Annotated in this window: 14 protein-coding genes; 5 read left to right on the forward strand and 9 right to left on the reverse strand. The window is 71.2% G+C overall.

Going from position 1 to position 15,055, the window contains the following annotated elements; all coding sequences use genetic code 11:
• Nucleotide 1: 1 nt before the first annotated feature.
• From HDC93_RS22590 to HDC93_RS22625, 8 genes are read right to left on the reverse strand one after another with little or no spacing between them, the layout of a single operon-like run.
• Nucleotides 2-1,996: an NADH-quinone oxidoreductase subunit L gene (locus HDC93_RS22590; RefSeq protein WP_185012680.1), complete on the reverse strand. Its 1,995-nt coding sequence runs from the start codon at nt 1,994-1,996 to the stop codon at nt 2-4.
• A complete protein-coding gene (nuoK, locus tag HDC93_RS22595) occupies nt 1,993-2,391 on the reverse strand; it encodes an NADH-quinone oxidoreductase subunit NuoK (protein ID WP_031108322.1) in 399 nt (132 codons plus the stop codon). The genes HDC93_RS22590 and nuoK overlap by 4 nt, the downstream gene beginning before the upstream one ends.
• A complete protein-coding gene (locus HDC93_RS22600; protein WP_185012681.1) occupies nt 2,391-3,071 on the reverse strand; it encodes an NADH-quinone oxidoreductase subunit J in 681 nt (226 codons plus the stop codon). The genes nuoK and HDC93_RS22600 overlap by 1 nt, the downstream gene beginning before the upstream one ends.
• Entirely contained in the window at nt 3,068-3,718 is a 651-nt protein-coding gene (locus HDC93_RS22605) for a 4Fe-4S binding protein (RefSeq protein ID WP_185012682.1), read from the reverse strand. Before HDC93_RS22605 ends, HDC93_RS22600 begins: the two co-directional genes overlap by 4 nt.
• A gap of 2 nt (nt 3,719-3,720) precedes the next feature.
• Nucleotides 3,721-4,689 (reverse strand): complex I subunit 1 family protein, encoded by a 969-nt coding sequence (locus HDC93_RS22610; RefSeq protein WP_030839798.1) that lies wholly within the window; start codon nt 4,687-4,689, stop codon nt 3,721-3,723.
• Nucleotides 4,686-6,371: an NADH-quinone oxidoreductase subunit C gene (locus HDC93_RS22615; RefSeq protein WP_260419706.1), complete on the reverse strand. Its 1,686-nt coding sequence runs from the start codon at nt 6,369-6,371 to the stop codon at nt 4,686-4,688. The genes HDC93_RS22610 and HDC93_RS22615 overlap by 4 nt, the downstream gene beginning before the upstream one ends.
• Nucleotides 6,368-7,006 carry an NADH-quinone oxidoreductase subunit B gene (locus tag HDC93_RS22620; RefSeq protein WP_185012683.1) on the reverse strand — a complete coding sequence of 213 codons (639 nt, stop codon included), beginning with the start codon at nt 7,004-7,006 and terminating at the stop codon, nt 6,368-6,370. The genes HDC93_RS22615 and HDC93_RS22620 overlap by 4 nt, the downstream gene beginning before the upstream one ends.
• Nucleotides 6,997-7,404: an NADH-quinone oxidoreductase subunit A gene (locus HDC93_RS22625; protein ID WP_030234112.1), complete on the reverse strand. Its 408-nt coding sequence runs from the start codon at nt 7,402-7,404 to the stop codon at nt 6,997-6,999. Before HDC93_RS22625 ends, HDC93_RS22620 begins: the two co-directional genes overlap by 10 nt.
• A gap of 224 nt (nt 7,405-7,628) precedes the next feature.
• Between HDC93_RS22625 and HDC93_RS22630 the strand changes: the two genes are divergently transcribed.
• From HDC93_RS22630 to HDC93_RS22650, 5 genes are all read left to right on the forward strand, one after another.
• Nucleotides 7,629-8,837, forward strand: coding sequence for a sensor histidine kinase (locus HDC93_RS22630; RefSeq protein ID WP_185012684.1), 1,209 nt, complete (start codon nt 7,629-7,631; stop codon nt 8,835-8,837).
• 194 nt (nt 8,838-9,031) lie between these two features.
• On the forward strand, nt 9,032-10,393 hold the full coding sequence (locus HDC93_RS22635; protein WP_185012685.1) for a sensor histidine kinase: 1,362 nt from the start codon (nt 9,032-9,034) through the stop codon (nt 10,391-10,393).
• Nucleotides 10,394-10,620: 227 nt separating this feature from the next.
• Nucleotides 10,621-11,292 (forward strand): response regulator transcription factor, encoded by a 672-nt coding sequence (locus tag HDC93_RS22640; RefSeq protein WP_031116988.1) that lies wholly within the window; start codon nt 10,621-10,623, stop codon nt 11,290-11,292.
• Nucleotides 11,293-11,522: 230 nt separating this feature from the next.
• Complete coding sequence (locus HDC93_RS22645) at nt 11,523-13,490, forward strand: 2-oxoacid:acceptor oxidoreductase subunit alpha (RefSeq protein ID WP_185012686.1); 1,968 nt, start codon at nt 11,523-11,525, stop codon at nt 13,488-13,490.
• Nucleotides 13,483-14,562 carry a 2-oxoacid:ferredoxin oxidoreductase subunit beta gene (locus HDC93_RS22650; protein ID WP_185012687.1) on the forward strand — a complete coding sequence of 360 codons (1,080 nt, stop codon included), beginning with the start codon at nt 13,483-13,485 and terminating at the stop codon, nt 14,560-14,562. The genes HDC93_RS22645 and HDC93_RS22650 overlap by 8 nt, the downstream gene beginning before the upstream one ends.
• A gap of 34 nt (nt 14,563-14,596) precedes the next feature.
• Here the strand turns inward: HDC93_RS22650 and HDC93_RS22655 are convergent, their stop codons facing one another.
• Nucleotides 14,597-14,977 carry a helix-turn-helix domain-containing protein gene (locus HDC93_RS22655; RefSeq protein ID WP_185012688.1) on the reverse strand — a complete coding sequence of 127 codons (381 nt, stop codon included), beginning with the start codon at nt 14,975-14,977 and terminating at the stop codon, nt 14,597-14,599.
• Nucleotides 14,978-15,055 lie beyond the last annotated feature (78 nt).

The following is a 15,055-nucleotide window of genomic DNA, read 5'->3' on the forward strand; positions in this document are numbered from 1 at the left end:
CTCACGCTCCCGTGGTGGCGAGGACGACGGCGACCGCGAGGACGACGGTGCCGGCGAGCAGCGCGCTCACATAGGTCTGGACGTTGCCGGTCTGGGCGCGTCGTACGGCGGCGCCGAGCCAGCGGGGCAGCGCACCCGCGCCGCGGACGTAGGTCTCGACGACCTCGCGGTCGAGGAACCGGACGAGGCTCGCTCCGGCCTGCACCGGCCGGACGAAGAGGGCCGTGTACACGGCGTCCAGGTGGAAGCCGGCGGCCGCGGGCCGGTGCAGGGGGCCGAGCAGCAGACGCCCCGGGTCGGCGGGGTCCGGCGCGTAGGCGATGTCCCCGTAGGCCGGCTCGTGCGTGGCGATGGCCTCCGCCTCGACCTGGGCGGCGTCGGCCTCCGGGTGGGCCGCGACCGCGCCGAGCGGGACACGGGCGGTGAGCGCGGTGGTGTGCCGCCAGGCGGCGTAGGTGACGATGCCGCCGACCAGGGCCACGCCCGTGCCGAGCACGGAGGTGGTCAGGGTCGGGCCGAGGTCGCGGCCGTCGAACCAGTCGGGCAGCAGGCGGAACGCGAACCCGCCGAGGGCCAGGGAGGGGATGGCCAGCACCCACAGCACGACGGTCATTGTCAGCGGCTGCCGGCCGTGGTCGGGGGCTTCGATGCCCCGGCCGCGGAAGGCCAGCAGCCACAGGCGCATCGCGTAGGCGGCGGTGAGCACGGCCGCGACGAGTCCGGCGACGAGGACGATCCAGCCCGCCGCCGCGGGGGCGTGTTCCGTGTGGCCGGTGACGACGTGCTCGGCGACGCCGAGGACGGCCTCCTTGGAGAAGAAGCCGCTGAACGGCGGGATCGCGGCGAGCGCGAGCAGCGCCACGGTCATCGTCCAGTAGGCGTCTGGGACGCGGTCGCGCAGGTTCCGCATGCGGGACATGGCGGCGAGTGAATTGGTCCCGGCCGCGTGGATGATCACGCCGGCCGCGAGGAACAGCAGCGCCTTGAAGGCGCCGTGGGACAGGAGGTGGAAGACGGCGGCCCCGCGGTCGCCGACGGCGAGGGCGCCGGTCATGTAGCCGAGCTGCCCGATCGTCGAGTAGGCGAGGACGCGCTTGATGTCGTCCTGGGCGAGCGCGGCGAGTGCCGAGCCGGTCATCGTCACGGCGGCCATGACGGCGAGGACGACCATCGCGGCCTGGGATGCCTCGAAGACCGGAAGGAGCCGGGCGATGAAGTAGACACCGGCGGCGACCATCGTCGCGGCGTGGATCAGCGCGGAGACGGGGGTCGGGCCCGCCATCGCGTCGGGGAGCCAGGTGTGCAGCGGGAACTGCGCCGACTTGCCCGCCACACCGGCGAGGAGCAGCAGGGCGATCAGCGTCGGGTGGTCGAGTCCGCCGCTCGCGACGGTGCCGAGGATCCGGGCGATGCGGAACGAACCGGCGTCGGTGGCCAGGGCGAACAGGCCGATGAGGAAGGGGACGTCGCCGAGCTTGGTCACCAGGAAGGCCTTGAGGGAGGCGGCGCGGGCCTCCGGGGTCTCCCAGTAGTGGCCGACCAGGAAGTAGGAGCAGATGCCCATGACTTCCCAGCCGACCAGCAGCACGATCAGGTCGCCGGAGTAGACGACCAGGAACATCGCGGAGGTGAACAGGGAGACGAGGGCGGCGTAGGAGGGGTAGCGCGGGTCGTCGCGCAGATAGCCCGTCGAGTAGATCTGCACGCAGGAGGCGACCAGGCCGACCAGGACGGCGACGAGCGCGGCGAAGCCGTCGATGTGCAGGGCGAGCTCGATCGGCACCGAGCCGGTGGGGGTGAGTTCCGTGGCCGAGTCGACGGCCGCGCCGCCACCCTGGCGCACGGCGACCAGTGCGGCGAGCACGAGGGAGGTGAGCGTCGGCAGGACGGCGAGTGGGCGGACGAAGCCCGGTGCCGTGCGGCCGAGGAGCAGGCCGGCGACGGCGCCGAGGAACGGAAGGAGGGGGACGAGGACGGCGAGGGTGGTCGTGGTCACGCGGTGGCCTCAGCCTTCTGGGCCTCGTCGGACTGCCCGGCCGTGCGGGCGTCGTGGTCGGGGTCGTCGGGGTCGTGCCGCTCGGAGGTGTCGCGGAGTTTGTCGATGTCCGCGGTGCCGCGGTTGCGGTGGACGGCGAGGACGATCGCCAGGCCGATGCCGATCTCGGCTGCGGCGATGGCGATGGTGAACAGGGTGAGGGCCTGGCCGGAGTGGAGGGTCTCCTCGGCGGTCCTGCTGAGCCAGACGTCGAAGGCGACCAGGTTGAGGTTGACGGCGTTGAGCATCAGCTCGACCGACATCAGGACCAGGATTGCGTTACGGCGGGCGAGGACGCCGTACAGGCCAGTGCAGAAGAGGAGCGCGGAGAGCACGGCGGGATAGGCGAGGTGCATCAGCGGGCACCTTCCTGCTCAGAACTCCCCGAACTTTCTGTGACCGTTCGGGAACTCTTGGTGACAGGCGGGGCGTTCATGGGAGGAGAGCTCGAATCCGGCTTCGCCTTGCGGGACAGGACGATCGCGCCGACCAGGGCGGCGAGGAGGAGGACGGAGAGGGCCTCGAAGGGCAGGACCCAGTTCTGGAAGAGGCTGGCGCCGGTGGCCTCGGTGGAGCCGGCGGCGGGGCCGTCCAGGTCGATCCAGGTCGTGCGGAACGCGTCGACGACGACCCAGACCAGGGCGGCGGCCGCGGCGACGGCCACGGTGAGGGCGGCCCACCGGTTGCCGGAGTCGGCGTCCGGGGAGCGGCCGATGGGGGCTCTGGTGAGCATCAGACCGAACAGGAGGAGGACGACGACGGAACCGACATAGATGAGGACCTGCACCCACGCGATGAACTCGGCGGTGAGCAGGAGGTATTCGACGGCGAGGCCGCCGAGGGTGACCACCAGCCACAGGGCGGCGTGCACCAGCTGCCGGGTGGTGACGGTGACGAGCGCGGCGCCGAAGGTCACCAGGCCGACCAGGAGGAAGGCGATCTCGACGCCGGTCGGGGAGAGGAAGCCGTGCGTTCCGGCGGCGGCACCGGGGGTCGGGCCCGTCGCGAGAAGCGCGGCGCTTATGGCGAGGGTCATTCCGAGCCCTCCTGCCCAGGCTTCGGCTGGTCGGTCTGCTGCTTGGAGTCGCCCTGCGGCCGGGTGGGCTGCTCGGCGGCGCGGGCCTGCTCGTCGGCGTGGGGTTCGGTGGCCGGCGGGGCTTGCTGGGCGGCGAGTTTGTCGGCGGTCTTGCGAGCGGTGGCGACTTCCTTCGGTTCCTCCGCGCCGGGGTCGAGGGCCGGCGGGGCGGGGACGGTCCACATCCACTCGCGGAGCTTGTCGCGCTCGTGGGTGAGCTCGCGGATGTCGGTCTCGGCGTACTCGAACTCGGGGGACCAGAACAGGGCGTCGAAAGGACAGACCTCGATGCAGATACCGCAGTACATGCACAGGGAGAAGTCGATGGCGAAGCGGTCGAGGACGTTGCGGCTGCGCTCGCGGCCACCCGGGGTCGCCGCCGGGACCGTCTCCTTGTGGGAGTCGATGTAGATGCACCAGTCGGGACACTCGCGGGCGCACAGCATGCAGACCGTGCAGTTCTCCTCGAACAGGCCGATCACACCGCGGGTGCGGGGCGGGAGGTCGGGCTGGGCGTCCGGGTACTGCGCGGTGACGGACTTCTTCGTCATCGTGCGGAGGGTGACGGCCAGGCCCTTGGCGAGGCCACTGCCGGGAATGGGGGCCATGGTTACTGGATCACCACCTTGACGATGCCGGTGAGGGCGATCTGGGCGAGGGAGAGGGGGACGAGGAGGGTCCAGGCCAGCTTCTGGAGCTGGTCCTCGCGCAGGCGGGGGTAGGTGACGCGCAGCCAGATCACGAGGAAGGCGAGGACGGCGGTCTTCAGCAGGGTCCAGACCCAGCCGAGTCCGTCGGCGCCCCAGGGGCCGTGCCAGCCGCCCAGGAACAGGACGGTGGTGAGGCCGCACAGGACGACGATTCCGGCGTACTCGGCGAGGAGGAAGAGAGCGAAGCGAAGGCCGGTGTACTCCGTGTACGCGCCGAAGATGATCTCCGAGTCGGCGACGGGCATGTCGAAGGGCGGGCGCTGGAGTTCGGCGAGGCCGGCCACGAAGAAGACGATCGCGCCGACGATCTGCCAGGGCAGCCACCACCACTCGAAGGCGTCGAGGATGCCGGGGAGGGAGACGGTGCCGGCCGCCATCGCCACCGAGGCGGCGGTCAGCAGCATCGGCAGCTCGTAGGCGAGGAGCTGGGCGGCGGTGCGCAGGCCTCCGAGGAGGGAGAACTTGTTCGCGGACGCCCAGCCGGCCATGAGCGAACCGAGGACGCCGACGCCCATGACGGCCAGGACGAAGAAGACACCCGCGTCGATGACCTGGCCGACGGCGCCCTCACCGGGGCCGATGGGAATGGCGAGCAGGACGAGGAGGTACGGCAGGAGGGCGACGGCGGGAGCGAGTTGGAAGATGCGGCGGTCGGCGCCCGCGGGGACGACGTCCTCCTTCTGCGCGAACTTCACGCCGTCGGCGATCAGCTGGGCCCAGCCGTGGAACCCGCCGGCGTACATGGGGCCGAGGCGGCCCTGCATGTGGGCCATGACCTTGTGCTCGGTCTGGCCGATGACCAGAGGGAGGGTGAGGAAGACGACGAAGACGACCAGGAGTCGCAGGGCGACGTCGAGCACGTCGTTCACCGCGGGCCTCCTGCGGGATCCTCGGGGATATCTGGGTTACCTGGGTTACCTGGGTTCTCGGGGCCCCCAGGGTTCTCAAAGTTCTCGGGCTTGCTCGGGCCGGCGGCGGGCTTCACGTCGTCGTCCGTGGGCTGCGGCTCCGTCGCCGAGTCCTGGGCATCCGCGGCGTCCTTGGAGTCCGGGCTCTCGGGTGTGCCCGAGGACTCCGGTGTGGCCGGACTGTCGGGTGTGCCCGAGGACTCCGGTGTGGCCGGACTGTCGGGTGTGCCCGAGGACTCCGGTGTGGTCGGACTGTCGGACGTGGCCGACGATTCCGGTGTGGCCGGACTGTCGGACGTGGCCGACGATTCCGGTGTGGCCGGACTGTCGGGCGTGGCCGACGATTCCGGTGTGGCCGGACTGTCGGGCGTGGCTGACGATTCCGGTGTGGCCGGACTGTCGGGCGTGGCTGACGATTCCGGTGTGGCCGGACTGTCGGGCGTCTTCGACGACTGTTCGTCGAAGGCCGGGCGGGCGTGGTGCCAGGGGGCGTCGGAGGTCGGGGATGCGGAGCGTGGCGTCGCGGACCCGGCGCCGGCAGCCGGGGACGCGGAGCCGGGCTCGGGGGATGCGGAACCGCCGCGCTGCCGGCTCGCCGACCCCTGCGACGCCGAGCGGTTGCGCCGGGGACCCGCCGATGCCGGAGGGGTCGACTCGCCTGGCGTGGACTGGCTCGCCGAGCCCTCAGCGGCAGAGCGCGTCCGACGCGGACCAGCCGAAGCCCCGCCGCCCGAAGCCCCCGCCCCACCGGTCGGCGGCTCCGCACCGGCCGCAGCCTGACTCGCCGAGCCCTCCCACACCGACCGCGTCCGACGCGGACCAGCCGAAGCCCCCGCCCCACCAGCCGGGATCCCGCCGCCCGAAGCCCCCGCCCCGCCGGTCGGCGTCTCCGCCCCGCCGGTCGGCGGCTCCGCCCCACCGGTCGGCGTCTCCGCACCGGTCGCGGACTGGCTCGCCGAGCCCTCCGACACCGAGCGGGCGCGTCGCGCCGGGCGTTCCCCCGCGGGGCGGGCTGCGCCTCGGGTGGGGCGGTCGCCCGCTGCGCGGCCTGCGCCTCGGGTGGGGGCGGGAGGGAGTTGGCCCTTGAGGGGGCCCCATTCGTTGGGGTCGGGGACGCCGGGTGGGAGCATCTGGCGGCGCTTGGGGCCGCCGTGTTCCGACTCGCCCGGTTCCTTCGCGCCGGGCCAGGCCTTGGCGACGCGGGCAGCCAGGACGAAGTCCTTGCGCAGGGGGTGGCCCTCGAAGTTCTCGGGCAGGAGGAGGTGGTCCATCGCCGGGTGGCCTTCGAAGGTGACGCCGAACATCTCGTGCGTCTCGCGTTCGTGCCAGGCGGCACCCGCGTAGACACCGACGGCGGTGGGCAGGGCGGGAGCCTCGTGCGGGACCGTCGTACGGAGAAGGAGGCGTCGCAGGGGGGACAGGGCCGCGACGTGCGCGGTGACGCGGAAGCCCGTGCCCGGTTCGTCGACCGCGCTCAGCCAGTCGAAGTAGGTGCAGCCGAGCCGGTCGCGGGCGGTCTCCAGGGCGGTGATCCAGGCGGCCGGGGGGACGTCGACGGTCAGGACGTCGTAGGACTCCTCGGCCGTGGCGTCCGGGCCGAAGAGCTCTTCTGCGTCGGCGGGCAGCCAGCCGACCGCGGTCATCGATCCTCCCCCGGCGTCGAGTCGGAGCCCGGGTCGGAACCCGGCGCGGGGGCCGGGGGCCGCACGAGAGCGCTCTGCAGCGCGGCGGCCGAGGGGCGCCCGGCCTCGCTGCCGTAGCGCTCCCCCAGCGACTCGCGGGCGATCTTCTCCTGGAGCTTGAGGATGCCCTGAAGCAGCGCCTCGGGCCGGGGCGGGCAGCCGGGGACGTAGACGTCGACGGGGATGATCTGGTCGACGCCCTTGGTGACGGAGTAGGAGTCCCAGTAGGGGCCGCCGCAGTTGCTGCACGCGCCGAAGGAGATGACGTACTTCGGCTCGGGCATCTGCTCGTAGAGGCGCTTGACGGCCGGGGCCATCTTGTCCGTGACGGTGCCGGAGACGACCATCAGGTCGGCCTGGCGCGGGCCCGGGGCGAACGGGATGACGCCGAGACGGATGAAGTCGTGGCGTGCCATCGACGCCGCGATGAACTCGATCGCGCAGCAGGCGAGGCCGAAGTTGAAGACCCAGAGCGAGTAGCGGCGACCCCAGTTGAGGATGACCTTCATCGGTTCGGGGGCGAGGCGGGCCAGGGCACCCAGCCGCTTGGGCTCGGGCAGCAGGACAGGCTCGGACACCGAGGGGTTCACGTCCATGCCAGGACGCCCTTCTTGTATGCGTAGAGCAGGCCGACGGCCAGGAAGCCGAGGAAGATGAACATCTCGACCAGGGTCGCCGCGCCGTAGCCGGGGGCGGCGAAGACGGTCGCCCAGGGGAACAGGAAGATCGAGTCGACGGCGAAGATCACGTAGAGGAAGGCGTAGACGTAGTAGCGGACCTGGGTGTGGGCCCAGCCCTCGCCGACGGGGTCGACGCCGCACTCGTACGTCAGGAGCTTCTCGGGGGTGGGGACCACGGGCCGCAGCAGGCGGCCGGCCCCGAAGGCGACGGCGACGAACAGCACACCGACGACGGCTAGCAGTCCGACGACCGAGTAGGACTGGAAGTAGTCCGCCGCGACGACGGTCGTGGTGACGACGGTCGGTTCCGGCACGTCCGTCCCTCGCTCCCTGAAACTCGGACCTGGATCCTGCGACGATGCTGCGGCTCACGGGGACGCCGCCGTTCGACGATCTGTACGCACGGGAGTCTAGGCCCTGATAAAGGCAGGGTAAGCAGCCCGTCACGGGCCCGGCACGCGAGGGTGGGGTTTTCCTCAGTTGATCCTGGCGGTCCACCTCATGGCGCCGCCGCCCGCCGCCGGGCACGCTGACGCATATGACCCAACGCATTCCGTCCCCGGGGACGACGGCGGCCCGGGGGGCCGCCGGGCAGGACGACCGTCCGCCGCCGGCCCGGCTCGCCTACGACTGGCACACCTGGAAGGAGATCGCGCACCTGCTGGCCAACCTTCCGGTCGCGCTGCTCGGTTTCACCTATGTGGTGACGGTGTTCTCCACCGGTTTCGGGCTGACCGTCACGGTGATCGGGTTCCCGCTCCTCGCGGCCGGACTCATGGGAGCGCGGCAGTTGGGGAGGCTGGAGCGGGCGCGGGCCCGGGCGCTGCTCGGGGTGCGGATCGAGGAGCCGAGCCGGCTGCGGATGCGGGGCGGGGGCGGCTTCGTCCAGCGGTTGTGGATGCAGCTGAAGGACCCGGTGGGCTGGCGTACGGCGCTGTACGAGTTCATCCGGCTGCCGTGGGGGGTGCTCACCTTCACGGTCACGCTGGCCTCGTTGTTCGTGCTGTGGCCGGTGCTGCCGTTCATCGCGCGGGGGCTGACCAACGCCGACCGGGCCATGGTGCGGGCGCTGCTGTCGCCCTCCGACGAGCTGGAGCGGCGGATCGCCGAGCTGGAGTCGGACCGGGGGGTCGTGGTGGACACGGCCGCGGCGGATCTGCGGCGCATCGAGCGGGATCTGCACGACGGGGCACAGGCGCGGCTGGTGAATCTGGCCATGGGGCTGGGCCTGGCCAAGGAGAAGGTGCTGGAGGATCCCGACGCCGCGGCGGCGATGGTCGAGGAGGCGCACGGCGAGGTGAAGCTGGCGCTCCAGGAGTTGCGGGATCTGGCGCGCGGCATCCATCCGGCCGTCCTGACCGACCGCGGTCTGGACGCGGCCCTGTCCTCGGTCGCCTCGCGCTGCACGGTCCCGGTGAAGGTGACGGCCGATCTGCCGGAGCGGCCGGCCGCGGCCATCGAGGGCATCGCCTACTTCACCGTCTCGGAGCTGCTGCAGAACGTCAGCAAGCACAGTCGCGCGAGGTCGGCCTCGGTGGATGTGTGGCGGACCGACACCCGACTGCTCATTCAGGTGTGGGACGACGGGCAGGGGGGCGCGAGCCTCGACGGCGGTACGGGGATGAAGGGCCTGGCGGAGCGGCTGGACGCCGTCGACGGGCTGTTCGTCCTGGAGTCGCCCGAGGGCGGCCCGACGACGGTCACGGCGGAACTGCCGTGGCGTGACCGGTCCGGGGCCGCGGAATAGGGGCCTGGTACAGGAGTCCCGGGATAGGGGCCCCGGGACTGGCGCCCCGGCATAGGAGCCCCGAGACCGGGCCCCCGGGGGTAGGGAAAACCCCCCGTCCAAGACGCCGACGGACTCCATGGTCCGCCGACCTGCGGCGGAGCAGGGTGGAGGTACATGAGCACAGCCGCGGGACGAGGAGAAGGACGGCGCCGATGGCCACGGAGTACGGACAGGGGTACGGGCTCGACAGCGGCTCGGGCTTCCCGGGGAGCACCGAACGGCGCCACCGGCTGCCGGCCGTGCTGCGGGCGCCGGTCGAGGGCCGCACCTGGCTGGAGCTCACCCATGTGCTGCTCAGCCTGCCGATCAGCATCCTGCTGTTCACCTACGCGGTCACGATGGCGTCGCTGGGCGCGGGACTGCTGATCACGTTCCTCGGTGTGCCGGTGCTGGCGGCGGCGCTCGCCGGGTGCCGCGGCTTCGGGGCGCTGGAGCGGATGCGGGCGCGGGGGCTGCTGGGCCTTGAGGTGGCCGAGCCGGAGCCGCTGCGGATGAGGAAGCCGGGCGCGATGGCGTGGATGGGGGCCGTCCTCAAGAGCGGCGCCTCGTGGCGGGCGCTGCTGTACGCGGTGCTGCACCTGCCCTGGGCGGTGTTCTCGTTCGTCGTGGCCGTGAACGTGTGGGCGCTGGGCTGGGCGCTGCTGACGTATCCGCTGTGGTTCTGGGTGTTCCCGGTGTACGCGGGGCAGGACGGGGTGCAGCTGTACGGCGACGGGGCGCACCGGATCTACCTGGACAACCCGTTCGAGATCACGGTGACCGCGCTGGTGGGGCTGCTGTTCACGATCGCCACGCCGTGGATCGTGCGGGCCCTGACGATGGTGGACCGGCTGATGGTGCACGGGCTCCTCGGGCCGTCGCGGCTGGTCTCGCGGGTGGTGGAGCTGGAGTCGGACCGGGGGGTCGTGGTGGACAGGGCCGCGGCCGACCTTCGGCGCATCGAGCGGGATCTGCACGACGGGGCGCAGGCCCGGCTGGTGGCGCTGGCCATGGACCTGGGTCTGGCGAAGGAGAAGCTCCAGGAGGACCCGCGGGCGGCCGCGCGGATGGTGGACGAGGCGCACGGCGAGGTGAAGACGGCGCTTCAGGAGCTGCGGGACCTGGCCCGGGGGATCCATCCGGCGGTGCTGACGGACCGGGGGCTGGACGCGGCGCTGTCGGCGGTGGCGTCGCGGTGCACGGTGCCGGTGCAGGTCGAGGTCGACCTGGCGGAGCGGCCGGCGCCGGCGATCGAGGGGATCGCGTACTTCACGGTGTCGGAGCTGCTGCAGAACGTCAGCAAGCACGCGCGGGCGACGTGGGCGGGCGTCGAGGTGTGGCGGACGGAGAACCGGCTGATGCTGCTGGTCGTGGACAACGGCGTGGGCGGGGCAGACGTGTCCCAGGGGTCCGGTCTCGCGGGGCTTGCGGACCGGCTCGACGCCGTGGACGGGATTCTGGTGGTGGACTCGCCGGTGGGCGGGCCGACCCGGGTGACCGCCGAGCTGCCGTGGCGGGGAGCGCACGTGCGGTGACCGTCGCGGGGGTTCGGCCCCCGCGCGCCGTGACAGGGCCGGGGGCGGTCGCCCCTGGCCCCCCAACTTTCCCTCACCACCCGACCTCACCACCCGATCGGCCAGTCAGGAAGCCGGTCCCGCCCCCATGCACTTCCGGACCCTGAAATGCTGGACCCGTCGCACGGGTGGGCGGAGCCGTCGTGGGCTGCGGACGGGCGGCATCGGGCTGTGGGGGGCCGAACATCGTGGAGGACAGGGTGCGGGTGGTCATCGCCGAGGATTCGGTGCTGCTCAGAGAGGGCCTGACCCGGTTGCTGACCGACCGCGGGCACGAGGTGGTCGCCGGTGTGGGTGACGGCGAGGCTCTGATCAAGACCATCACGGAGCTGGACGCGCAGGGCGAGCTGCCGGACGTGGTCGTGGCGGACGTGCGGATGCCGCCGACTCACACGGACGAGGGAGTGCGGGCGGCGGTGCAGCTGCGCAAGGCGCACCCGGGACTCGGGGTGCTGGTGCTGTCGCAGTACGTGGAGGAGCGCTACGCCACGGAGCTGCTCGCCGGGTCGAGCCGGGGGGTCGGCTATCTGCTGAAGGACCGGGTGGCCGAGGTACGGGAGTTCGTGGACGCGGTGGTGCGGGTGGCCGAGGGCGGTACGGCGCTCGACCCCGAGGTGGTCGCGCAGTTGCTGGGCCGCAGCCGTAAGCAGGACGTGCTGGCGGGGCTCACCCCCAGGGAGCGCGAGGTGCTGGGGCTGATGGCCGAGGGGCGGACGAACTCGGCGATCGCGCGGCAGCTCGTGGTCAGCGACGGGGCGGTCGAGAAGCACGTCAGCAACATCTTCCTGAAGCTGGGGCTCTCCCCGAGCGAGGGCGACCACCGCAGGGTGCTGGCCGTGCTGACCTACCTCAACTCGTGATGCACCTCGACTCCTCACTTGCCTCGACTCCTCATGCACCGCGACTCCTCATGCACCCAGACGTGAGACTCACGGAAAATCCGGACAAGTCAGGGTGCGCGATCATCCCAAAGTCGTGTCCAAGATGCGAATGACCCGAAGAAGGCGACCCTTGCGGTCGTAGGGTTGATCCTGGGAGGGCCTGCGGGAAGGCCTGTCCCGGACAGCGTCCTCGAGGGAGGTCCAGTTCAGTGACCAACCAGGTCAGTAGCCCAGCGGAGCAGGCCGACGGAACAGTCGTAGGAGAGCAGCGCAAAGCGGCGGGCGCGAAGTACGTCCGTCGCCTCGACCGGGTGATCATCAGGTTCGCGGGGGACTCGGGTGACGGTATGCAGCTCACCGGTGACCGTTTCACCTCGGAGACCGCGTCGTTCGGCAACGACCTGTCGACCCTGCCGAACTTCCCGGCCGAGATCAGGGCGCCCGCCGGAACCCTGCCGGGTGTGTCGTCCTTCCAGTTGCACTTCGCCGACCACGACATTCTCACCCCCGGTGACGCGCCGAACGTGCTGGTGGCGATGAACCCGGCCGCGCTGAAGGCGAACATCGGCGACCTGCCGCCCGGCGCCGAGGTGATCGTCAACACGGACGAGTTCACCAAGCGGGCGATGCAGAAGGTCGGCTACGAGACGTCCCCGCTGGAGGACGGGTCGCTGGACGGCTACCACCTGCACCCCGTGCCGCTGACCACGCTCACGGTCGAGGCGCTGAAGGAGTTCGACCTCAGCCGCAAGGAGGCCGAGCGCAGCAAGAACATGTTCGCGCTGGGCCTGCTGAGCTGGATGTACCACCGGCCCACCGAGGGCACGGAGAAGTTCCTGAAGTCGAAGTTCGCGAAGAAGCCCGACATCGCGGCGGCCAACATCGCGGCGTTCCGGGCCGGCTGGAACTTCGGCGAGACGACGGAGGACTTCGCCGTCTCCTACGAGGTCGCCCCGGCGGCCACGGCATTCCCGCCGGGCGTGTACCGCAACATCTCCGGCAACCTCGCCCTGTCGTACGGGCTGGTCGCGGCGAGCAGGCAGGCGGACCTGCCGCTGTACCTGGGGTCGTACCCGATCACTCCGGCGTCGGACATCCTGCACGAGCTGAGCAAACACAAGAACTTCGGCGTGCGGACCTTCCAGGCGGAGGACGAGATCGCAGGCATCGGGGCCGCGCTGGGCGCGGCCTTCGGTGGTTCGCTGGCCGTGACCACGACGAGCGGTCCGGGTGTGGCGCTGAAGTCGGAGACGATCGGTCTCGCGGTCTCCCTGGAGTTGCCGCTGCTGGTCGTGGACATCCAGCGCGGCGGCCCGTCGACGGGTCTGCCCACCAAGACCGAGCAGGCGGACCTGCTCCAGGCGATGTACGGGCGCAACGGCGAGGCGCCGGTTCCGGTGGTCGCGCCGCGCACCCCGGCGGACTGTTTCGACGCCGCGCTGGAGGCGGCGCGGATCGCGTTGACGTACCGCACGCCGGTGTTCCTGCTGTCCGACGGCTACCTGGCCAACGGCTCCGAGCCCTGGCGGATCCCGGACATCGAGGAGCTGCCGGACCTGCGGGTGCAGTTCGCCCAGGGGCCGAACCACACGCTCGACGACGGCTCCGAGGTGTTCTGGCCCTACAAGCGGGACCCGCAGACGCTGGCCCGCCCGTGGGCGATCCCGGGCACGCCGGGTCTGGAGCACCGGATCGGCGGCATCGAGAAGCAGGACGGCACGGGCAACATCTCCTACGACCCGGCCAACCACGACTTCATGGTGCGCACCCGGCAGGCGAAGATCGACGGCATCGACGTCCCGGACATCGAGGTGGACGACCCTTCCCCAAGCGCTCACCTTCGTTCGAGCAGGGGAGGCCCCCATGAGGCCAGGACCCTCGTCCTGGGCTGGGGCTCGACGTACGGGCCGATCACGGCGGCGGTGCGGCGGCTGCGCAGAGCCGGGGAGTCCGTCGCGCAGGCGCACCTGCGCCACCTCAACCCCTTCCCGCGGAATCTGGGCTCGGTGCTGGCGCGTTACGACAAGGTGGTGATCCCCGAGATGAACCTCGGGCAGCTCGCCACGCTCATCCGGGCGAAGTACCTGGTCGACGCCCGCTCGTACACCCAGGTCAACGGCATGCCGTTCAAGGCGGAGCAGCTCGCCGCGGCTCTGAAGGAGGCCATCGATGGCTGAGACGTCCACGCACGGCACGGGCACCATCGAGGCGCTTTCTCTCGTCCCCACGGCCGAGGGAAAGCAGTCGATGAAGGACTTCAAGTCCGATCAGGAAGTGCGCTGGTGCCCCGGCTGCGGCGACTACGCCATCCTCGCGGCGGTGCAGGGCTTCATGCCCGAGCTGGGACTGGCGAAGGAGAACATCGTCTTCGTCTCGGGCATCGGCTGCTCCTCCCGCTTCCCGTACTACATGAACACGTACGGGATGCACTCCATCCACGGTCGCGCCCCCGCCATCGCCACGGGTCTGGCGAGCTCCCGCCGGGATCTGTCGGTGTGGGTCGTCACCGGTGACGGCGACGCGCTGTCCATCGGCGGCAACCACCTGATCCACGCGCTGCGCCGCAACGTCAACCTCAAGATCCTGCTGTTCAACAACCGGATCTACGGTCTGACCAAGGGCCAGTACTCGCCGACCTCCGAGGTCGGGAAGATCACGAAGTCGACGCCGATGGGCTCGCTGGACGCGCCGTTCAACCCGGTGTCGCTGGCGATCGGCGCGGAGGCGTCGTTCGTGGCGCGGACGGTGGACTCCGACCGCAAGCACCTGACGGAGGTGCTGCGCCAGGCCGCCGCCCACCAGGGCACCGCGCTGATCGAGATCTACCAGAACTGCAACATCTTCAACGACGGCGCCTTCGACGCCCTGAAGGACAAGCAGCAGGCCGAGGAGGCCGTGATCCGGCTGGAGCACGGCAAGCCCATCCGGTTCGGCGCCGACCAGGCCAAGGGCGTGGTCCGGGATCCGCTGACCGGTGATCTGAAGGTGGTCGCGGTGACGCCGGACAACGAGGACCAGGTGCTCGTCCACGACGCGCACTCCCCGTCCCCGACGACGGCGTTCGCGCTGTCGCGCCTGGCCGACCCGGACACCCTGCACCACACGCCGATCGGTGTCCTGCGCTCGGTCGAGCGGCCCGTCTACGACACGCAGATGGCCGACCAGCTCGACACCGCGATCGAGCAGCACGGCAAGGGCGACCTGGGCGCGCTGCTGGCGGGCGGCGACACCTGGACGGTCGTCGGCTGACCCGACCGAAGGGAACCCCCGGGGCCCGGGCCGCTCACGAGGCGGCCCGGGCCTCGTCGTACGCCCGGCGGGCCCGCTCCACCTCGTCCATCCGCTGGTGCGTCCAGGCCACGAGGGCCCTGACCTGCTCGGCGGCCTCGCGGCCCAGGTCGGTGAGGGAGTAGTCGACGCGCGGCGGGATGACGGGCTTGGCGTCGCGGTGGACGAGTCCGTCGCGCTCCAGGGTCTGGAGGGTCTGGGTCAGCATCTTCTCGCTGACGCCCCGGTTTCCGAGGGCGCTGATCGCGCGGCGCAGTTCGCTGAAGCGGTAGGGGCGGTTCAGGAGCTCGGTGAGGACGAGCACGCCCCAGCGGCTGGTCACGTGCTCCAGGACCAGACGGTAGGGGCACAGGGCTTCACTGCTACTTACCGACATGCCAGTACCTTACTTCAAAGTGGGTACTTTCGAAGAGTTAGCGCATCCTTTAGGGTTAGTGCCAACGCACCCCTCAAG

This window comes from Streptomyces sp. AK010 (assembly GCF_014207295.1).
GTDB lineage: Bacteria > Actinomycetota > Actinomycetes > Streptomycetales > Streptomycetaceae > Streptomyces > Streptomyces massasporeus.